Below are 21,481 nucleotides of genomic sequence, written 5' to 3' on the forward strand. Positions count from 1 at the left end.
TATATCCACATTGCAGACCAACGTGCAGCCATGTCCGCCCCCGAATTTGCAACAGAAATCTGGAAAATTATCGGAGATAACTTTAACGGTACTATCTTAGGAGGTGGTGACGTTTGGAGTGCGGAAAAGGCCGAAGAATTATTGAAAGATGGATATGATCTAGTATATGTAGGCAGGGCATTTATCGCCAACCCTGATTTAATCGAAAAATTAAAAACAGGTAAAGAGCTATCCGCTCCAGATGTTGATAAACTATACACTCCAGGACCAGAAGGTTATACCGATTGGGAATAATAATATATAGCGACTACATTTATGGCAGAATCCTTTACAACGGCATAGAAAACTAACTGTGAGGATCCTGCCATATTTAGCTACTACTTAAAAGGAAGTGCCAACCTAGAAATACATAATCCTTTCATTAAGGAACAAAATCCATGTGATATTTTTAACTAAAACAACAAAATTATGCTAGTAAGCTCAAAAATGATTCAATTGGGAGGTAAAGCTCCAAATTTTTCTTTGCCAGATACTGTATCTGGCAAAACGGTATCACTTTCAGAGTTAAAGTCTGATATTGCTACAGTAATATCTTTCATTTGTAACCATTGTCCGTTTGTACACCATATAAACTCCAAGTTAGTGGAAGTGGCCAATTATTATCAAAATCGGGGGGTACAGTTTATAGCCATCAGTAGTAATGATGCGGGCTTCTATCCTGAGGATGGACCTCAAATAATGAGGCAAGTAGCTCGTAAACACGGATATTCTTTTCCTTACTTATATGATGAGTCTCAAAAAGTAGGTCGCGAATATAAGGCAGAATGCACACCAGATTTCTTTGTTTATGACAAAAGCCTAACCTTAGTGTATAGAGGACGATTTGATGAAACCAGACCAAATATGGGCCTTCCTAGCGGAAGTGATTTGACTGCAGCATTGGATGCCTTATTATTAGGTAAGCAAGTGCCCCAAGAGCAATATCCAAGTATTGGATGTAGTATAAAGTGGAAGTAGGTTACAAAGAGAGTATCCTAAATTGCACGGACAAATTCAATAGCACATGACAATTGGTATAGTCTAAGGTTCATAGAAATAATAAGTTATGAAAAATAAAATAAACGCATTGATCGTAACAGGTGGACATGGGTATGATCCCGAACCATTTTTTGAAATGATAAATGATCTACAAAACTGAGAAAATGATTTTGAAATTGGTTGGAACCATGTAGCTCAACCAGAGGCCCAAAACTATTTCAAGCCAAATAAAGCTGTACTGTTTGACGTATTTGTATGAGCGATAATACGGAGTATACCTCAAAACACATTAAAGTGGATTATTAGTGCAGAAGTTACCAAATTAGGACTAAAAAAATAACAACTATAATACTCCCCAAATATAGGACAGGAAATTGAGTTGTAATTTAACCCTGTCAATATGAAAACACCGAGAAGAAAATTCAGTGCATCTTTCAAGGCCAAAGTGGCTATTGAAGCGATCAAAGAGCAGACAAGCCTCCCTGATCTTGCCGCCAAATTTGAAATACACCCTGCCCAAATTTCCAATTGGAAGCGGGAGTTTTTAAAAAATGCAGATCTGGCCTTCGGATCCAAACCCGAGAAAGAATCCTCGGACCTGGACACCGTGCCCCTTTACAGTAAAATAGGCCAGTTACAGGTCGAGAACGATTTTTTAAAGAAAGTCTTGGGCAAATGAGCACTACCGAAAGAAGACAGAAGGTAGTAAGGTCCCATCCCAGGCTGAGTCTTGTACAACAATGTGAACTTCTTGGCATCCATCGCTCTGGCCTCTATTATAGGCCCAAGAGCGAGAGCCGGTTGAATTTAAGACTGATGAAGGAAATAGATGCACATTTCCTAGAACACCCTTATTATGGTGTAGAACGAATGACCGATTATCTCAACCTTGATATGGGATACCGTGTAAACGTGAAAAGAATAAGACGGTTATATAAAATTATGGGACTACAGACCATTTATAGAAAGCCCAGGACCACTATCAGGGACCCTAAAAGTTATAAGTTCCCTTATTTATTGAAGAACCTTCCTGTAGAGCGTCCCGATCAGGTCTGGCAGACCGACATCACTTATATTCCCATGTTCCGTGGCTTTATGTACATGAATGCCATCATCGATGCATACAGCAGAAAAATACTTAATTGTAGCATCTCAAATTCCATGGACAAGGTGTGGTGTATCGAACTCTTACAGGACACTATTGCCAAGTACGGAACACCAGAGGTACACAACTCCGATCAAGGCACCCAGTACACCAGTACCGAATATATCGACGTGCTTAAAATACATAACATCCAAATATCCATGGACGGTAAGGGAAGAGCTTTGGACAACATTTATATCGAACGTTTCTGGAAGTCGATCAAATATGAAAAGATATATCTAAACCCTCCCAACGGAGGTCTGGACCTTTATCAAATGATAAGGAAATGTATTGAATTCTACAATACCAAAAGAAGGCATACGGAGATAGGAAAGGTACCGCCCGATCAGATTTATAACTCTAAAAAAATAGCATCATAAACAATTATAAATATCTTTAAACTGTCTTACAGATGGGGAGTAGTGTACTATGGTCGTAAAAGAAAACGTCATAAAAGCAAGAACAACATTAGTTGCTATATTTTTAATTCATTTTTATAACTCGATAGTCGAGATTAAAACGCTCCGACGCTTGCCTGCCCGTTCCATTCAGGCGAGCCTTCCGGTCCGTTTAGGCGGGCGTCGAAATGTTATTGGTAGCTTTCTTCTGATGCCTCAAGGGCATGCCCTGAGGTAATTGACTTAATAAGAAATTATTATATGTTATGATCCGTAGTAAAATTTTTCCTTAATTATTTTTCCGTCTTTCCAATCTTGTACAGCAACTTGAGTATAATTTTTAACTCCCCAATCCTTGTGAGTGTAATCAAAATGCCATTCGACCATTGTTGTATTTTCACCAATAGTTACCTTTAAGGGTTGAGCACCTCTAAATTCTGTTATAGCATTAAAAAAATCCTCCTCTCGTTGTCTATTAGCCACTTTTCCTTCAACAATTGGATTGTCATTTTCTTGCATTATAACATCGTCATGATAAAATTGATCAAAAGCTTCTAAAGCTTTTCCTTCAAGAATCATGTCGTTGATTGTACTAATTTTTTCTAATAATGTATTCATCTTTTTTAAATTTAAATATTATGGCACAAATGTCCTAAAGATTAAAACTTTAAAAAATGAAGTAGATTATGAAATAATGTTAAACTAGATTAACATCTATTGGTTGTGAATAAGTTGACTTTTAATTTTGCTTAAAAATTCTTTGGTAATACCTAAATAGGAAGCAATCATATATTGAGGGACACGCTGTTCAATTTTTGGATGTGCCTTCTTGAAAATTTCGTAACGTTCTTTCGCTGTAAGACTAAAATTTCTGATAATTCTTTTTTGTGAAGCTACAAAGGCACGTTCTACAATCTTTCTAAAAAGGCGTTCTAGTTTAGGAATCTCTGTATACAACTCTTCAAGATTATCGAAGGTAAATTGAATAAGTTGGGTATTCTCTATACATTGAACGTTAAAGTCGGCAGGAGTTTGAGTTATAAAACTTCCCAAATCGGAAGTCCACCAATCTTCAATGGAAAACATCACGATGTGCTCTTGACTTTCAAGATCCATATAAAATGTTTTTGTACATCCTGAAATGATAAAATTAACACTTTTACAGATATCACCTTGTTGAACAATGTATTGATCTTTGAGATAATTTCTGAGAATTATTTTAGAAATTAGAATAGTTTCTTCATCAACCGTTAAGTTGATATATTCATTCAAATAATCTAATAATGGTTTATGATTCATATATATTTTCAGATTATGGCTAATGAATGGATGTGGTTATTGACTATATTTTTTATGGGACTAAATTAATAATTAATTTTTCGTGGCCTGGTTATTATTGGGGCTTATTGCCTATACTTCCACTGTTCTATTTTTTTGGGTCCGGCTATCACCGACTTGTCTAATTATATAACCCAATAGAAAAACAAATCCTTAAAGAGTAAGTTGTAGGAAACCATAATGCGGGTGCAATTCTTGCTCTTTGATTTTATTTTGGCCTTATGGGGCCGAAGGGCTTGACATAAAACTCTGAAGGTTGTGGTGCTCAACCAACCGAAGTATTTTGAAAATTTGGTAATCCATGGTAAGGGAAGTGACCGGGACTTATATTTAGGTATGGACGAACGGATATTGGTAAACCGCAAATTAATACGAAAAGAAGGAAAGGGCACCAAATTCTAAAGTTGAGACGATGACTTTATTTTGGGCTTGGACAGTTCATACTTGTATTCAAACATACCTAGCACGGCTCAAAGGGCATAGACTAAATGGACATAGATTATTTTAACATTTTTTTTAAATTCAAATCTGAATTTTTACGCATCAAAAATATTGGCCTATTCCGAATACAATACCCATGGAACTGTCTATAGTGATTCCATGTCCGTAATCTATTCTGAATATTGCATTGAAAATATGTTTATGAATCAGCCGAATTCCCACCCCGGGATAAATCCTCAGGTTCTGATTGTCCCCAAAATCACTGAAATCACCTCCGGGATTGCGCCAACTCCCACCATCGACAAAAATATTGCTTTGCAGTACAAACCAATCTTTGTCCAAGAGCGTATGTCTATATTCCGTATTAAAGACGATGGCTGCTGTTCCACGGTCAACGGTATTACCAACTCCACGGATGTTCAGGTTATTGTCTACTGCAAATGGGGCAAAAGGCGTCTTTAAATTACTGGCGAGCCCTAAACGAAGCCTATTGGCCCAATTTCCTTTGCGTCCCACCCTTTTAAAAAAGGTGAAATCGTTAAATCCAATGATAAACTCGGGAAGTTGTTGCTCATTGGCACTAAGCACATACTGCACATTAATCGCGTTCTTAAATCCTGAAAGATATTGATAATGATACCGGATGGCATCATAGCTGTAGTGCAACTTATAGGAATACTTATCAACCTTAAGGGATTGTGGGACACTGGGAGCTGTACTACCAAAAAGATACTGATAATCCTCTGTAAATAGCGTAATCCCCATCTCCAAATTGTGCCTTAGGCCAAATTGATACAATCCAAGGACCTCAAACGATTCATTGTTGTACCTGTAATCGGCGATGCCCGCATCCAAAAAAACCGGTTCCTGTGTGGTCAGATTTTGGTAGCTCCATGCCATTCCCAGCCTTTTCCCAAAAAGATAAGGAGCCCTAACATGAAACGCGTAGGAGTCAAAAATATCTTTCTGGTAAAAGCCTCCCAAGATAATGTTGTTCCCCAAAGCATTAAACTCCTGTAATCCAACCCTGTAGGCAAATTCATCATTAGTGGTGGTATATACACTGGCAAAAGGAATACAGGTAAAATTTTCCTCTATGCCATATACCACGTGGTATGCCTCTCCTTCTTTGACCCGGGAAACCTGAAAATAGGCATGGGATACGGATGGCAAGCGTTTTAATCGGTAAATGTCCTGCTCAATCAGGGAAGAATCCAATTTCATTCCCGTCTTTAAACGGATGATTTTCTCTATAAATGCTTTCCTCGTCCGATTATTCCCTTGAATGTCTACATTGACCACCAATGTTTGCCCATGGGTAACTTTTGAGAAAAGTAGGAGGAGAATTGCAAAAGGGATTATAATTCGCATAATAGGTCTATAATTGTGACAAATAATAAAAGCTCCCGGATTGACTTGACTTATACACCCGTATCAAAGAAAAATGAAATCTTGATGGTTGCTAATCAATGAACAATAATTGACACATGAACTCGACAGGGATCCTAGTCCTGTATTGTATAAGATACTAGTTCACCCAATGTAATAATCATTGGTATTATGTTTAAAAGACCTCCGCCCAATCGGTTGGAGGTTTCCAAAAATAGTCTATGAGAAGGAACAGGATTAGAAAATTGCGCGCAATCCTATGTTAAATGTTTCTCCAAGGCCTGTATTGTCACCGCGCACGAAATTGGTATATAGAACTTCTAGGTTCAAGGCTCGAGTGAGTTGATATTTTACTCCTCCCCCAACTGCGGTAAAATTCTGTTTAAAATCGTTTCCAAGATCAAGTCGTTGCGAATGCTGAGCCAGTGCCAGAATGGTGAACTTGGAACTAGGGAAATAACTGAGGAACACACCTGGAGTCAAATTTAGGCTGTTGTTGGCAAAGCTTTCTTCCTTATCCCCGAAACTCAGCTCTGTATTGAGCTCTGTGAACAATTGCCATTTGTTCCCTGCAAAGGTATAGTCGTAAAAAAATCGGTTCTGCCAAATGTAGCTCTTCTGGTCTAAAAACACTCCATCCTCGCTCTCATTGTCTACCAATGGAATGAAAAAAGAACTCTGTATGGAAAAGTTGTTAAGGGCACGTACAGGAACAAATTTAACCGTTGGCGCAAATGAGGTGAGTCCTGAACGTGCTGTTCCTGTTTCTCCATCAAACTGGAAAACATCTAGGGCATCTCGTCCGGACACCACATTGGAACGGAATTCCAGAATGGTTCCAATATTCCACCTTTTGTTATTGCCCACCCCCGTGAACACCTCCAAAGTTGAAGTGAAAAATGTTTGTCTGGGCTCTTTTCCCTCCGTAAATGTACTTTCGTTTTGGGTGTATAAATTATTGAACCATTTGATGTCCCATTGTCCTTTTCCAATCAATTTTGATGGTGTGTACTGTTGGATATTACTGGGCTGCTGTGTTGAATCTGCTTGCGAAAATCCAAAATAAAAGGTCGATAAAAAGACGGCCAAGGACATGAGGTTTCTAAATTGTTTCATTTTATAAGTAAGTGTTTATTGGATTTAAATTGTTTATTTGATATCGTTCAATGCCCAATTGTAAGAATAATGGGACACCTTGGAGTTAGTGTCTATTTTATCCGTTCTGTATTGGTTTACATATTCAATCAGACTTTTTCCCCCAAGTATAAAATCATCTTTATACCATTCGAATATTTGTGAGAGCCCAACCTTTTTACCCTTGATTCTCACGAAATCGGGATTGTTCAGGGACAACTCTGTCTGTCTTTGTAATTGTGATTTCAATGTATCGGGCAGATACGCTTCATTTATAATTGGCGGGCAACCTAAACCGGCACAAACCAATACGAAATGAAAGCGGGATTCCTCAGGAAAGTTTTTCCTCAATAAGTCATTTTCGATTGAGTTGAGCGTTATATACTGTCCGCCAACAGAATATGCGCTCTTATCAAAGAAACCTGGGACGTCCAAAGGTGACTTTACCGGATAATGGTCCACGATCCCCTTGATCACTAACAAATTATATGTATTGATCCAAAAAGCCTGATAGACATTGGGATCATTTTTTAGGGGTTTAAGGTCACTGGCGATATCCACTAATTCTAATAATCCCTGGGGATTGGCTTTTATGGATGCGTAGTCTACCTTACCTTCTTTTATGTGTTCTCGTAAAAAAACATTGGTTTTGGAGAAAAACTCCGAGGTGTCCTGAGCAAAGCTCATACCTCCAATCGACACCATGATGATTACAATCAGTATTTTTCTCGCATCCATAATTTTTCTAATCTTAAATAACAATGACCTCTTTGTCGAGCCTCCAAGTGCTACCTTACAAGCGCCCCTTTTCTTTATGATTATTTTGGGATTGGGTTTTTGATCTTCTTGCCCGGATATTTTTAAGGAATTCTAAACCTACCTAAAATCGTTCTTTTTTGTAAAGTTTATATAACCCAGACCGACCTACTGTTCCGACAGCCACTATTGCCCTATGGAAAGATCTCTTATCGCCAGGAAGAGTTTTTTTAATGGGCGTTGGCCGTTGCTTCCTGGTTCTAAATCAAAATATTGAAAATAGGCATGAAACAATTGTTGTTCATCGTTCTCCTCTCCTTTAGTCTCAATGCCAATCATTCCGATGGGCGGAATTATTTAAGGGAATACTATCCCAACGGAGCCTTAAAGGCACAGGGATGGGAAGAGAAAGGCCTTAGGGAGGGCTTTTGGCAATTTTTCCATACCAATGCCAGATTAATGGAAGAGGGACATTACAAAAAGGGAATCAAATCAGGGTATTGGTATTTTTACACCCCAAATGGGAATTTGGAAAAAGAAGGACACTATTCAAATGGGGATATGACCATGTGGTGGCTCTTTTATGATGTAAATGGAAAAATAGATCATAAGTGCCAACTCCGCAAAGGAATCAAAGATGGATATTGTTTAAAATACAAAGATGGGAAATTGATATCGGTCGTGAAATATTACAAAGGACAAAGAATAAAAGAGTGGCAAGATTTTAAAAGCTTTAAAAAAGAAAACAAATTATCCGATCTGCGGTAACTACAACTACTATATCATCGCTATTGAAAATACAGACGGTATGGGAATCACTACCCATAATCGGTTGTTCCGGCAAAACCGAGAAAATATTTTACATGACCATTGCCAGCCTGTGGAATTTTATGTCAGCAAGGTCTTCTTTAAGAGATAGTACCGTAGAAGGGGAATGGATCCGTCAGCAAGATATTTAGCCCTGGCCTTTCGGTGGGGCCGAATACTTACTTGTTATTATGTGCCGTAATTATTTCCGAAACAGTTCTAACTTGTCATTCAATTCTTTTATTCCTAAAGATGTAATAAGCACTTCTCTTGTGTTATTTTTTTTTCTAATCCAATCATTACAAATCATATATTCCAATAACGCGGCCCCTAATGAACCTGCCAAATGATGTCTTCTTTCTGTCCAGTCTAAACACTTATGAGCAAAAGAGCGTTTTTTTAATTTTAATTCAGCAATGTTTATATTAAGTGCACTAAACCATTTAAGACCGTAAGTTGTAACAATGTACTTATTATCATTTTGTGTTAAAATGTTATTTTTTATTAATGCGCTAGTGATTTTCACCCCTAATTCTCCTGCCAAATGGTCGTAGCAAGTTCTTGCATATACAATATTTTGAGATTTAGGTTTTGTATTTATAGATTTTATTTGCGAATCGGGAATTAGACTGGCCATTGATTCTATGACCTGCGCAACTCTAGGGTTAGCAAGCCTATAATATCTATGGCGCCCCTGTTTCTCCACTGCCAATAACTGTGCTTCAAGTAGTTTTGCTAAATGATTACTAGCCGATTGCTTTGAAATATTTGCACATATGGCCAATTCGGTTGCGGTGTATGCTTTTCCATCTAGTAAAGACCATAACATAATTGCACGAGCTTTGTCCCCCAATAATGTAGCTATATAACCAAATTTATCTTCAATATCCATTATGCAAAGATAGTGGGAATATAAATTCATAGTTCATTTTACAATGAACTAAACAAATTATAAGAAATATACATTTACCGCTAAAATATAGAATTTATGAAAAAAGCATATTTAATTCTTTTACTGATAACAATATCTTGTAATAGACGAATGAAAAATAACTTTCCGGTAGATGTAAAATTAGAAAGTAGAATTAAGGAAAAAAAAATAAATGTTACACATCTAAAACCAATGGGTAAGCAATTAAACGAAGCAGTTTTATTCATTCATGGGGCATCTTTTCCTTCTGAATTGGCCTCTGGATTTAAAATGAATGGTCTTTCATGGATGGATAATTTAGCAAATACAGGTTATGATGTGTTTTCTTTAGATTTTTTAGGTTATGGGAAATCTGATCGATATGATTATATGTTAGATGAAATTAAAAAGAATAAACAAATAAAATCTGGAGGAGAAGAAGTTGTTCAAGATATAGATATTGCTGTTAATTATATTTTAAAAGAGCTTAATATTACTAAAGTACACCTAATTGGCCATTCTTGGGGTGCAACTGTTTCAGGTCATTATGCGACCTTATTTCCTGAAAAGGTTAATAAACTAATTCTATTTGCTCCATTTATACAAAGAAACGGTTCAACAGATTGGCATAGAACAGAGGAGTTATATAAGGATTTGCCCCCTTCAGAAAGAGTAGAACAATTTATTAGCCAAATACCCAAAGGACAAGATTTAACTTTTGCTCCAGAAGTTCTTGGTGAATGGAAAAATATATGGTTGGAAAGCGACTCCACATCTAAAACACGAAGTCCCTTTTCAATTAGATACCCACGTGCTTGGGAAATTGATTTATATAATTGTTGGAACGGAAATTGTTTTTTTAATGCTTCCAAAATAAAAAATTCGACTTTGTTGATTAGAGGTGAATGGGATGCTGCTTTTAGTTTTGAAGACGCTGAAAGATTATTTGCCGAATTGGAAAATACACCTTCTAAAAGATATGTAGTTATTGATAAATCTACTCACGTTTTGCATTTGGAAAAGAATCGTTTTGCATTGTATAATGAAGTTATATTGTTTCTAAAATCTAAATAATTATGGTTGCAGTTATTTTTGAAGTGCACATTAAAAAAGAAAAGAAAAATGAATATTTAGATATTGCGTCTGAATTGAAATTGGAATTAACTAAAATTGAAGGTTTCATTTCTATTGAAAGATTTCAAAGTATTTCAGAACCTAATAAATTACTCTCTTTATCCTTTTGGCAAAATGAAGATGCAATAAAAAAATGGAGGAATTTAGAAATACATAGACAAGCACAATCCAAAGGGATTAAATCAATTTTCAAAGATTATAGAATTCGAATAGGCTATATTGTCCGTGACTATGGAATGTTTGATAGAAAAAAAAGCCCAAACGATAGTAAAATGTCTCTGGGAGCTTGAGTGGTCTTAATAATGGCATAAAACGGGGGTCTGCGCAGCAACCCCTTCTTTCAAAAAAATAACAACTTCTAGGTTAGCTTAGGTTAATTTAGGGAAGTTTTGTTGAACCATAATTTTGGAATCTGAGGTCTTGGCATTGGAATTAATTGGCTTACATAGTAGAGAATTGGTTGGTCTATGACCAATAATTCAAGAGCAATCTCTTCCAAAGCACCTTATATTGGTTTGATACTCTCCCACTCAAGACAACATCGGTAGGTCAAATCTATTATCTTGTAAACAGTTGGATAAAGATTTTTAGCCGTTCGGTACGCTCGGCACTCATAAGAATAGTAGCGGATTTTGAAATGCTTACACTGACTACCCTATTTTTGTTGAGTTCGGTTTTCCTGGACTTTCCCGACTTTAAGTTTTTAAGGAAAAACAAATCCTTAAAAGTAAGTTGTAGGAAATCATACTGCGGGTGTAATTTTTGTTCTTTGAGTTTTGAATGTGGCCTTGTAAACCGAAAAGATTGGCATAAAACTCAGAAAGTATAGTATTGGGGGGCAAATATCTTTACCCCCCCCTACTATCATCATAAAATTCTCCCTATCTTCTTTTATCGGCGGCCAAATCGGCTTTTATTTTTTTATTTTCTGTTTTAACCTTTCCGCTTGCTTTTCGGTCATAATCTTATTCCATTATTCCCGTTATCGAAATATTACCCAAAATTAATAAAAAAAATATCGAGGGTTGCGTCCCTCTATATTTCTTGCCCCACACACTTGGTGAGATATATACTGCCCGGTTCAGTCAACACGGTCTTCATGTTTGGCTCCTGCAGAATTAGCGTGACAGGCAGTACGGACAACGCGAATACTTAGTTGTTATGTGTAGCTTTTATTTCTTGATATATTTTTTCAGAAAAAGGAGTATCTATATTTGTTTCCTTTCCATAATTAATGATTGCACCAGCGAATAGTTCTAGTTCGTTGTTTTCTTTTCCTGAATTTACATCAAGTTGCAAAGAAGTTGGTGTTTTCGGTGGGAACGTTGATGCTTTTTCAAATGTTTTTTGAATAATATGATCTTGTAAATGAATACCTTTTTTATCAGCAATTGCTTTTATTTCAATCATAATCTTTGTTGCCTCTTCTTTTTGTAATTCAATTGTGCGAACGTCTCCAATAGATGAATTATGTTTAGCTGTTACTAAACCAAAACTTGCAATAAAAATAAATTTTGTCCAAATATCAACTTGACAATTCTCTTTAAAGTCAGAATTTATTCCACTATTTTCTATTAAATTTATAATCCAATCAATATTTTCTGAAGGATGTTCTGGGTCCTTACCAAAAATTAATTGTCCCGTTTTTCCTTTATGCTCAACAATCCCTTTTTCCTTTATATGGGAAGCAACATAAACACAAGATGGTAAAATAATATTATGAGGTATTATTTTACGAATTCGATCATAAATATCGGCTCCATTCATCATTGGAAGTAACACTGTGTTTTTCGTAATGACTTTGGAGAGTTGGCTACAAATATTCTCTAAATCATATTCTTTAACACAAATAAATACCAAATCAGGATTATTAATTTCTGAAATATTTTGATAAATAGCATCAGGATATGTTATGCTATTTTTGTGTTCGGAAGAGAATAACGTAAGACCTCTATCTTTTACTGTTTCATATGTTTTAGTTCTGGCAATAAATGAGATTTGATTTTGTTTATTTGCTTCATTACTTTGGGATATCTTAAATCCAAAATATCCACCAACACCTCCAAGACCTATAATAACTATGTGCTTTTTATTCATTTTTTTATTTTTTCACAAATATTAAAAGACTTAATTAATCAAGCACTTGACAAATGACAAGAAATTATATTTTGCCAATTTCTTTTCTGATTCTACTTAATGAACTGTCAGTAATTCCCAGATAGGAAGCTATAATTTTTAGAGGTACATTCTGGAAAATATGAGATTGCTGTTTTAAAAGGTTTATATACCTTGTTTCTGCTTTTTCACTTGCCATTTCAATTACTCTATCGTTTAATTTAGAATAATTTATAACAAATAAAAGTCTACTGAATTCCCTGAATTCAGGAATGTTATGGAAGTTTTTTTGCACGTTTTCTAAGCTTGTTTCCCAAAATGAACAGTCAGTTATAGTTTGATAGATTTCTTTTGTTGGCTGTTTTTTAAAAAAAGATAAAAAGTCATTTACAAAGCAAGGAGCCGCATAAATGTTGGTTGTAATTTCTTCATTATCTTCATTAAGAATATATGACCGTACATATCCTTTTTCTAAAAAGTATGTTTTTGTACTAATAGCATTTTTATCAAGTAATGTTGTATTTTTTTCCATTGCGAAATCGCAAAATGTTTCTGTGATATTTTCGACAGTTTCTTTTTGGATCGGAAACAAAGAATGAAAGTAGTTATTAAGTATTAATTTGTCCATATTTTTTTTAGTTACACACAACGGGAGTCTACGTAGCACCCCCATTTTTTATAAAAACAACAACTTCTTGGTTAGGATTAATGTTGTTTATTTGATATCGTTCAATGACCAACTGTAAGGACAATGGAATACCTTGGTGTTAGTGTCTATTTTATCCGTTCTGTGAATATGTGCTCTTATAAAAGAAACTTGGGACGTCCAAAGGTGACTTTACCGGATAATGGTCCACGATCCCCTTGATCACTAGCAAATTATATGTATTGATCCAAAAAGCCTGATAGACATTGGGATCATTTTTTAGGGGGATTAAGGATACTGAGGATATCCACTAATTCTAATAATCCCTAGGGTTTTGCTTCTGTGGATGCATAATCTACCTTACCTATTTTTATGTGTTCTCGTAAAGAACATCGGTTTTGGAGAAAAACTCCGAGGTGTCCTGAGCAAAGGTCATACCTCCAATCGACATCATGATGATTACAATCAGTATTTTTCTCACATCGATAATTTTTCTGCTCTTAAATAACAATGTCCTCTTTGTCGAGCCTCCAAATGCCACCTTACAAGCGCCCCTTCTCTTTATGATTATTTTAGGATTGGATTTAACCATCTTTGGGTTTCAGGATAATCTTCTTACAAGTTATTTTCTAGATCACTTGGACTGAATTTTGGACTTTTGTCCAATTGGGATAGCCCTCCTTCAATTTTCCTATTTTTTGAAACTGATGAGTACTCGGAATTCAGGACAGTATAGTAATAATTACCCTACCTATGATTCATTATATGATTGTATTGTACGGATTTATTGTTTGGTTATACCAGGATGCTACGGGCCTCCTCAAGAAGAGCTTTACGTTCTTCAAGGTCGAGGCTTAATGGAAGTTGCGCCAGCCCCAGTAAACGCCGTAGTATTTCAATTGCCATAAATTGAAAACAAAGGTCTTTGTCCAACGGTGCCGAATCCATATAGATCTTAAGCGCTTTATCAATCAGAGTTATAGGTTGTGATGACATTTTTAAATGTGCGACCGTCACACCTATCTCAAATTCTGGCCTACCAAAAAAGCAGAATTCCGGATCTATAATTTTTATATCATCCGGGGTCTTGAACCAACTACCAGGGAAATAATCTCCATGTAACAAAGTCTTACCATCTGCTAAATACATCTCGCCCAGTTTTTGCACCCTATATTTTAAAACGTCATCAGATTTAAGATTATCCCCGATTTCTTTTAAACCGGGAAGTATGTCATCAAGATTGAGTCCATTTTTCCAAATATATGGATAGATAAAAATATGTTCATGGTTGAGTTTGCGCATTTTCCTATTGGGCAGTCTAACATTGGTCACATCCGTATTGATGCTTTTATGTAGGGTTGATGCAAAGACCATTATTTTTTGAAGATCTGTTTCCTCCAGATATTCATCCTTTTGATATAAATAGGTACAATCAACTCCGTTTCCTAAATCTTGAAAGTTCAAAACATGATTATACCTATCTACGCCATTAAGTTTTGGCATCTGCCACTTCAATATATTATGATCCGAGATAAGTGAATAAAATTCAGACTCGCGTATGGCCCTTTCTACTGGTGCGGCAACTTGTGGAAATTTTTCCACATAATCCCTGCTCTGCTTTATAACAAAACTACGCTCAGTGGTTTTGATACGAAGTGTAAAGTTCATATTTCCCTCACCCGGGACTTCGACGGCTGTTATATTTTCATTCGCAAACAACCAGCCTTGCCGCTTTAAATAACCACCCAATTTGTCAATATCCCTTGTCAACTTTTCCATATTGCCATTTTTTATTTTAAAAGGCTTGCCATTAACTTTTGATGATAATCGGAAACAACGCCATAGCAGTACAGTATGGGGTATCCATTTCTTTTGTCGCACAATAGATATTGCTTGAAATTGTGTTCTTTATCTAGCAATTGCATATCGTTTACATGAATCTCCAGCCTGGCCAAAAGTGGTTCCATGATTAGATCTTCGGGTGCAATAAGATAATGGCTTGCAAGAACATCAAATGGGTTGAACCCTTTATCTCCTGCGTCCACCCACTGCTTCAGCCAGGGCTTGGATGCATTGGATAACCATTCGTTACCTGGACTACCGTTTTGTAAATCCTTCAAGTCTTCATCCGTTAACCATACTTTATTTGATATTTCAAAAGGGCAAAGGACTACTTTTATTTCCTTCTGGAACAAAATACGGAAAGCATCGTTGTCCAAGTCAAAATTTAAATCGGGAGCATGATGTACCGGATTTCCAATTTCGAAATACGAAGTCGGTGTCCTTCGCCCCGCAACCAGCACGACCTCCTGGATTTGAGGAGCAAGTTCTGGATATAGCAACAATAATAGAGCAACGTTGGTCGCTGGTCCAATGGCCAAAATAGTCTGAGGTTCTTTGCGCAGGGATTCTGCCATGGCCTCGACAGCATCATTGGTGACCACATTTGTCAAATCTATCCTTTCACCTGCTCCTTTGTGTACGGGAATTGGATAACTGGAAAAATCACTTACCATTTTTTTACAGAGTCGGTAGGCGTCATCTATTTTCGTATTTCCAAAAACCGCACTGATACCGGTAATGTGTATATTATCTGCATTGAACAACTGCAATACGGCATAGCCATCATCAACATCACTATAGCCTTCCCTATTGTAACGTTTCATGCCTACCGCAAGATCAGTATCTATCCAAACCTTTTTTTTTCTTCTTTCTGTAGAAAAACGGCCCGAAAAAAGAGCGTTAAATTCTCCTATTGAGCTAGATTCTGGACTGTAATTTTGGTAAATATGATTTAGTGTTGACAAAGACCATCTATCCATATTGGCATTCAGTTGTCCATAGGTTAAAAAATAAATGGCTATCAAAAGCGTCAATGTACTATTAAATTTTTTCATGTGTGATTATTATTGTCAATTTACATTTCCCACCAATTCTTAATGTTGATATTATCCCCGCCAATGCGCGAAACGGCTTCACTATAATTTACCCTATTTGCCGCTTGTTCAGACTCCGGGTACAAATAACGCGTTGGGTATTGATCGTTGTTAAAATTGTCCTGACCAGGTGTCAATGAAGGAATGCCCGTACGCCGAATGTTGAACCATGCTTCGTGCCCAACCATAAATAGGCTTAGCCACTTCTGAGTCAGTATTTTATCAAGGTTTTCGTTCATACTGCCATTTAAGGCTATGTAGTCCCGCTCAAAGTAGTCCATTGGAACCTGTTTATCGTAATACTCAAAATGTGCCCTTATGCCATTTTCATAATAGGTCTGAGCGTTTCCAACAATGTAACCCCGTTCAACAGCTTCGGCCAACGCAAACTGTACTTCCGAATAGAGCATTATCTGGGCATCCACTCCATCTGGGACTACCCTAAACTTATCGGACATGTTAGAAATATCATTGAGGATGATCCCTCTTTCGCTAATGGTCTGCACGCTAAGCCCGTTGGGTATGCCTTTATACTCCGGGTTACCTTCCAATATGCTTTCCTGGGTAGGATTGAAAAAAACGGAAATCCTTGGATCATCCCACTCCTTTAATATGTTTTCCAACGTTTCGCTCATTTTTAAACCTTGAAAAATACCCGTGGAAGCACTGAATAACGGGAATTGATTTGGCGCCGAACTCAAATACGGTACAACAGCATTGTCTTCATTGGACTTCATGAGCATTTCTCCATTTGCCAATCCTTGAAGTTTTTCGAAATCCTTTACCCTCTTACTGATCCGAAGATAGAAGCGCACCCGAAGTGAATTCGAAAATCTAATCCATGAAGTCAAATCATTTCCAAACATAATATCGCCCCGAATACTCTCGCTAGTATTTTCTAGCCGGGACACAGCTGCTTCCAATCTTGCCAATATTCCAGTATCGGGGTCCGTATATATGCCTTCCTGAAAGTCATAGTTGGGAGTAAAATTAAACTCGTTGAATCCAATAGCCTCTGTGTAGGGAACATCTCCCCACATATCCGTAAGTTGTGAAAAATAATAGCTTCGTAGTATTTCGGCTACTCCGTCGTACGCCTCATTATATCCAGGTAATGTTTTCATGGACTCCAAATCTGCCAATAGGCTGTATAACAAATTCCAATAACCACTGTTACTGCCTAATTCATATCTATCTATTCGTTCAAATTCGACATCTGCATTGAATTGGACCAAGTAATTGTTCAGCCTCAAACCTTGGTTATAAGTATGCTCATTACTTTGAGCGGCTATCACATTGGTTAACAGGAACTCTGGGCTCACTTCTTGAGGTGCGTTGAGATTTTCATTTATAGTATTAAAGTCATTCGTACAACTTGAAATAAACAAGCTGAAAATAATAATTAAAAATAGTTGTATATTTTTCATAGAACTTTTTTTAGAAGTTTGTTTTAAGACTTATACCTAAACTTCTGGTAGATGGATAGGAAAAATCCTCCACGCCATACACAATATTACGTTCTTGGAGGGCATTTAACTCAGGGTCAAAATGCGGGTTTTCAGTGAAAAGCAATAAGTTACTTCCAATAAATCCGATCTTTAACTCTTCAACACCCATGGATTGGGCCATTTTTGACGGAAAAGTATAATAAACACTCAATTGCCTCAATTTTAGATAGGAGGCATCGTACAGGGCACTGGCCTCATTGCCGCGGTCATAATAGGCATTGTTGAACCTATTTGCGGCCACGGCCTTGGTATTGGGAACATATTCTGGATTATCAGCGGTGCCCACATTTACAACACCATTCCCCACAACGCCACTACCGTCTACAAACGCCGTACTTTCGGAACCTCCTTCACGGCCAAGCAGGGTTTCGTTTAATACGCCGGATGTACTTCCCAATGCCTTGGTACGCGATACAATGGTACCACCATGTCGCCAGTCGAACAAAAAGGTGAAATCAAAGTTTTTATAAGAGAAATTATTGTTGAAGCCCAAGGAAAAATCTGGATTATAATTGCCCAGATTACGCAGTTGGGAATCTTGTACCGGCAACCCATTTACATCAAATAGGTCCTGACCGCCTACTTGCACAAACCCCGTACCGTACATATCCCCTACCCGACCTCCTTCTCTTGCTATATAAAAAACCGTGTTGGATCCTCCACTTCCACTAAAAATATTTGCGGTTGCCGTTACAAATTGATCCACCTCCTCGGGTAATTCAGTAACCACACTTCTAAAAGCACTAAAGTTCACAGAAGTATTCCAATTAAAATCGCCGGTTCGTATAGGAGAAGCACTCAACATTAGTTCCAGTCCACGTGTTCTGATCTTCCCCCCATTTTCATTGAAGCTTTTAAAGCCAGTGGCATAGGAAATTGGCCTCGATATAATTTGATATTTACTTATATTTTGATAAATGGAACCTTCAAACTGTATCCTGCCATTGAAGAACCAAGCCTCCATTCCTCCCTCATAGGCGTCTAGGCGCTCTGGTTTTAGATTGGTGTTTTTTAGTTCACTTTGATTACTTACTCTAAAATTAGGACCATAATTGCCATTGAACTTAAAGGTCTGGGTATCTTGGAAAGGATCGGTATCATTGCCGACCGAAGCAGCACTTAGCCTGAATTTTAAGAAGGATATCCCTTCAGGCAAGACTATACTATTTGAAACGATATAACTAAGACCGGCCGAGTAATATCCAAAAGAACTGTTACCATCCGGCAGGGTACTACTCCAATCATTGCGATAAGTCAGGTCTGCGTATAGTTTGTTCTGGTATTCAAAATTTGCTGTAGCATATACACTGTTTACCCTCTTGTTCAGATTTTCACTGTTTCCCGACAAAGCCCCTCTGGAGTTGGCCAATGTATAAATTTCCGGTAGGGCCAACTGTGACGCCATAGCAAAAGAATAATTTATTTTTTGATCAAGGCGGTTGGCCCCCGCAGTAAGGGTATAGCCCCAATCTTGATTGATGATCGTCTTATACGTAAGCAAAAAGTCCGCATTCAATTCAATAAACCGTATGTCATCCTTACGAAATGAGCCAAATGGGTTTGCATTGGTACTTACCGCCCTTCTAAACTCCCTGATTTCACTATACGTATCCAGACCAGTTCGGATTTTTAGAGAAAGATTATCTGAAAAGTCGTAGACCGCGGAAATATTCCCCAAAACCCTATTTTTATTAAAACTATTGGTGTTTTCATATAAGGTAAAATATGGGTTGGTCAACCATAGGTAATTGATGTCAAAATGTTGTCGCCCTGAATAGCCTTCCTGCCAATAGTTCCTAAGTGATTCAATATTGGTCTGTCTCCCTGTCCAATTGAATCCGTAAAGCACATTTTCATAACCATAGCCCAAATTGGGCCTGTTGCCACTTCTGGTGTTGATATAATTGACAAAAGTGTTGACTTGGAGTTTGTCGCTCAAGATTTGATCTAAACTTAATGCTAATCCATCCCTTTTTAGATTTGTGTTCGGGAGAATACCCTCATTGCGCAAATTACTGTAAGACAATCGAGTACTTCCCTTATCTCCCGAATTACTTATCGCAATGTTATTTTGATAAGTAATTCCCGTTTCAAAAAAATTACGTACGTTATGGGGTCTCGCAACCCAAGGGGTAGGCGTTATTGGAGTGAAGGTTCCATCGGGCAGCCTACGGGAGTTAACATCGCCTGCCCTAATTGGACTACCATGTACATCTACAGACGGACTATCAAATTGTGGTATCAAAAGTCCAGCGTCCAACCGTGGACCGTAGCTACTAATACCTCCATCTCCAATTCCCGCACCAGTTCCATCTTGAAATGCGTAGTTCCCATTGGACCCCAACCCATAAACATTTTGATAATCCGGTAAGGTTAGCAAAGTTTCAACTGTAAAGTTGCTATTGATACTCACTCCAAAACCATTGGTACTATTCCCGCGTTTTGTACTTATTAGGACTACCCCATTTGCAGCCCGTGCACCGTAAAGTGCTGCCGAACCGGCTCCCTTTAAAATCGAAATGGATTCAATATCGTCTGGACTGAACTCAGAACCACCATTTCCATAATCAACCTCCTGTAATGCTCCATTATTAACAAGATCACTTGTAATTTGGTCGTTACTTATAGGAACTCCATCTACCACGAAAAGTGGCTGGTTGCTTCCACTCAAGGAATTTTCCCCCCGGATAATGATTCTGGATGAGGATCCCACGCCACTAGAGCCATTGGTAATTTGCACCCCTGCAACCTGCCCGGCCAAGCCATTAACAAGATTAGTCTGTGGGACTGTGACCAACTTGTCAGAACTAACCGTAGACACGGAAGAGACCAAGGCACGTCGAGCTCTTTCTATCCCTAACGCAGTTATGACCACTTCATCCAACTGCTCTTCGGAAACGATCATAACAAGATTGGAGGGCAGCTGGCCAGTCTCCACTTCAAAATTCAAGGTCTTAAAACCTATAGATGAAATTTGAAGCACAAAGTTTATAGAATCGGTCGATAGCTCAAAATATCCATTTTCATCTGTTGTCGTATAATTTTCTGTTCCCACTTCATATACGGCAGCAAACGGAATTGGCTGTTCATAGTTGTCCAATACCCTTGAACTATAGGTGTTTACTTGTGCAAACAAAGTCAACCCCAATAATTGAAGGACAATAATTGGTATTAATTTCATATTATATATAGTTTAATTACATATCGCCCCAGTCAATGATCATTCCATTAACTTCAAAGGCATTTATAAGATCAAGTAATTAAACTGAAGGGGGAGCTCGAAAATTTACATATGAATAACTTAACAATGACCGAATAAAATCATTAACTACGGGAATTATAATTCTAATGGATAATTTAATTGCCTCAAAAAACCGGCTTATTATGGTCGAAGGATTTAATCTAACATAGTCAAATACATCCTTACAAAAGTCCAAATCGTTTAACTTATCTAGTAAATAGCAATCCTCTTCCTCTAATTGGACATATTTTTCAAGACTTTGTTGCAACCTCGCAGTTTGCCATGGTAATTCTTGAAATTTCGTTATATCAAAAATATTCCTATTGATTCCCAAAAGATATATTCCACCATCCCTGGAGGGACCCAATACCAGCTTTTTAGTCTGCACTTTTTCAATGGCATCCTGCAATAGCTGATGGGTGAGATCTGGGCAATCATTGCCTATGGATACCACGTTTTCGTACCCCTTGTCGAACAGCCTTTGAAATGCATTTACAAAACGGCTTGAAAAATCAATACCTATCTGCTGGTGCTCATCCACCCAAA

21 protein-coding genes are annotated in these 21,481 nt (G+C 37.4%); 7 read left to right on the top strand and 14 right to left on the bottom strand.

The annotated features are described in order from the left end of the window. From MWU84_RS22230 to MWU84_RS22245, 4 genes are all read left to right on the top strand, one after another. A partial coding sequence (locus MWU84_RS22230) for a tRNA-dihydrouridine synthase (protein WP_246905956.1) occupies nt 1-294 on the top strand: 294 nt, incomplete at its 5' end. Between the two features lie 174 nt (nt 295-468). After that, on the top strand, nt 469-1,017 hold the full coding sequence (locus tag MWU84_RS22235) for a thioredoxin family protein (RefSeq protein WP_246905958.1): 549 nt from the start codon (nt 469-471) through the stop codon (nt 1,015-1,017). 421 nt (nt 1,018-1,438) lie between these two features. Then, complete coding sequence (locus tag MWU84_RS22240; protein ID WP_246905960.1) at nt 1,439-1,717, top strand: transposase; 279 nt, start codon at nt 1,439-1,441, stop codon at nt 1,715-1,717. Continuing rightward, a complete protein-coding gene (locus MWU84_RS22245; protein ID WP_246905964.1) occupies nt 1,714-2,562 on the top strand; it encodes an IS3 family transposase in 849 nt (282 codons plus the stop codon). Before MWU84_RS22240 ends, MWU84_RS22245 begins: the two co-directional genes overlap by 4 nt. Nucleotides 2,563-2,844: 282 nt before the next feature. Here MWU84_RS22245 and MWU84_RS22250 read toward each other — a convergent pair whose 3' ends face one another. From MWU84_RS22250 to MWU84_RS22270, 5 genes are all read right to left on the bottom strand, one after another. Then, a complete protein-coding gene (locus MWU84_RS22250) occupies nt 2,845-3,198 on the bottom strand; it encodes a nuclear transport factor 2 family protein (RefSeq protein ID WP_246905966.1) in 354 nt (117 codons plus the stop codon). 96 nt (nt 3,199-3,294) lie between these two features. Beyond that, entirely contained in the window at nt 3,295-3,879 is a 585-nt protein-coding gene (locus tag MWU84_RS22255; RefSeq protein WP_246905967.1) for a Crp/Fnr family transcriptional regulator, read from the bottom strand. Between the two features lie 582 nt (nt 3,880-4,461). Then, nucleotides 4,462-5,730 (bottom strand): POTRA domain-containing protein, encoded by a 1,269-nt coding sequence (locus MWU84_RS22260; RefSeq protein ID WP_246905969.1) that lies wholly within the window; start codon nt 5,728-5,730, stop codon nt 4,462-4,464. Between the two features lie 255 nt (nt 5,731-5,985). Then, nucleotides 5,986-6,864: a hypothetical protein gene (locus MWU84_RS22265; protein WP_246905971.1), complete on the bottom strand. Its 879-nt coding sequence runs from the start codon at nt 6,862-6,864 to the stop codon at nt 5,986-5,988. A gap of 33 nt (nt 6,865-6,897) precedes the next feature. Beyond that, nucleotides 6,898-7,620: a DUF547 domain-containing protein gene (locus MWU84_RS22270; protein WP_246905973.1), complete on the bottom strand. Its 723-nt coding sequence runs from the start codon at nt 7,618-7,620 to the stop codon at nt 6,898-6,900. Between the two features lie 303 nt (nt 7,621-7,923). Between MWU84_RS22270 and MWU84_RS22275 the strand changes: the two genes are divergently transcribed. Beyond that, entirely contained in the window at nt 7,924-8,406 is a 483-nt protein-coding gene (locus MWU84_RS22275; RefSeq protein ID WP_246905975.1) for a hypothetical protein, read from the top strand. Between the two features lie 241 nt (nt 8,407-8,647). On the opposite strand, the gene MWU84_RS22280 is transcribed toward MWU84_RS22275, so the two are convergent. Further along, nucleotides 8,648-9,337, bottom strand: coding sequence for a metalloregulator ArsR/SmtB family transcription factor (locus MWU84_RS22280; protein ID WP_246905978.1), 690 nt, complete (start codon nt 9,335-9,337; stop codon nt 8,648-8,650). Nucleotides 9,338-9,433: 96 nt separating this feature from the next. Between MWU84_RS22280 and MWU84_RS22285 the strand changes: the two genes are divergently transcribed. Together MWU84_RS22285 and MWU84_RS22290 are read left to right on the top strand one after the other, a co-directional pair. Then, nucleotides 9,434-10,429: an alpha/beta hydrolase gene (locus MWU84_RS22285; protein WP_246905981.1), complete on the top strand. Its 996-nt coding sequence runs from the start codon at nt 9,434-9,436 to the stop codon at nt 10,427-10,429. A gap of 2 nt (nt 10,430-10,431) precedes the next feature. Then, the gene (locus MWU84_RS22290) at nt 10,432-10,779 is read left to right on the top strand and encodes an antibiotic biosynthesis monooxygenase (protein WP_246905984.1); all 348 of its coding nucleotides are present in this window, start codon (nt 10,432-10,434) and stop codon (nt 10,777-10,779) included. An 862-nt stretch (nt 10,780-11,641) separates the two neighbouring features. On the opposite strand, the gene MWU84_RS22295 is transcribed toward MWU84_RS22290, so the two are convergent. The 8 genes from MWU84_RS22295 to MWU84_RS22330 form a co-directional block, all read right to left on the bottom strand. Further along, nucleotides 11,642-12,586 (bottom strand): 2-dehydropantoate 2-reductase, encoded by a 945-nt coding sequence (locus MWU84_RS22295; RefSeq protein WP_246905987.1) that lies wholly within the window; start codon nt 12,584-12,586, stop codon nt 11,642-11,644. Between the two features lie 64 nt (nt 12,587-12,650). Next, nucleotides 12,651-13,232, bottom strand: a complete 582-nt coding sequence (locus MWU84_RS22300) for a Crp/Fnr family transcriptional regulator (RefSeq protein WP_246905990.1) — start codon at nt 13,230-13,232, stop codon at nt 12,651-12,653. Between the two features lie 151 nt (nt 13,233-13,383). Beyond that, nucleotides 13,384-13,557, bottom strand: coding sequence for a DUF547 domain-containing protein (locus tag MWU84_RS22305; protein ID WP_348647892.1), 174 nt, complete (start codon nt 13,555-13,557; stop codon nt 13,384-13,386). A 488-nt stretch (nt 13,558-14,045) separates the two neighbouring features. Then, the gene (locus MWU84_RS22310) at nt 14,046-15,029 is read right to left on the bottom strand and encodes a phosphotransferase (protein ID WP_246905992.1); all 984 of its coding nucleotides are present in this window, start codon (nt 15,027-15,029) and stop codon (nt 14,046-14,048) included. Between the two features lie 11 nt (nt 15,030-15,040). Then, on the bottom strand, nt 15,041-16,147 hold the full coding sequence (locus MWU84_RS22315; protein ID WP_246905994.1) for a nucleoside hydrolase: 1,107 nt from the start codon (nt 16,145-16,147) through the stop codon (nt 15,041-15,043). A gap of 20 nt (nt 16,148-16,167) precedes the next feature. Further along, on the bottom strand, nt 16,168-17,613 hold the full coding sequence (locus MWU84_RS22320; RefSeq protein WP_246905996.1) for a SusD/RagB family nutrient-binding outer membrane lipoprotein: 1,446 nt from the start codon (nt 17,611-17,613) through the stop codon (nt 16,168-16,170). A 10-nt stretch (nt 17,614-17,623) separates the two neighbouring features. Next, complete coding sequence (locus MWU84_RS22325; protein ID WP_246905998.1) at nt 17,624-20,875, bottom strand: SusC/RagA family TonB-linked outer membrane protein; 3,252 nt, start codon at nt 20,873-20,875, stop codon at nt 17,624-17,626. 79 nt (nt 20,876-20,954) lie between these two features. After that, the coding region (locus MWU84_RS22330; RefSeq protein ID WP_246906000.1) for a DUF2064 domain-containing protein at nt 20,955-21,481 on the bottom strand (527 nt) is incomplete at its 5' end.

It is taken from the genome of Arenibacter sp. F20364 (genome assembly GCF_023015905.1).
Classification (GTDB): Bacteria; Bacteroidota; Bacteroidia; order Flavobacteriales; family Flavobacteriaceae; genus Arenibacter.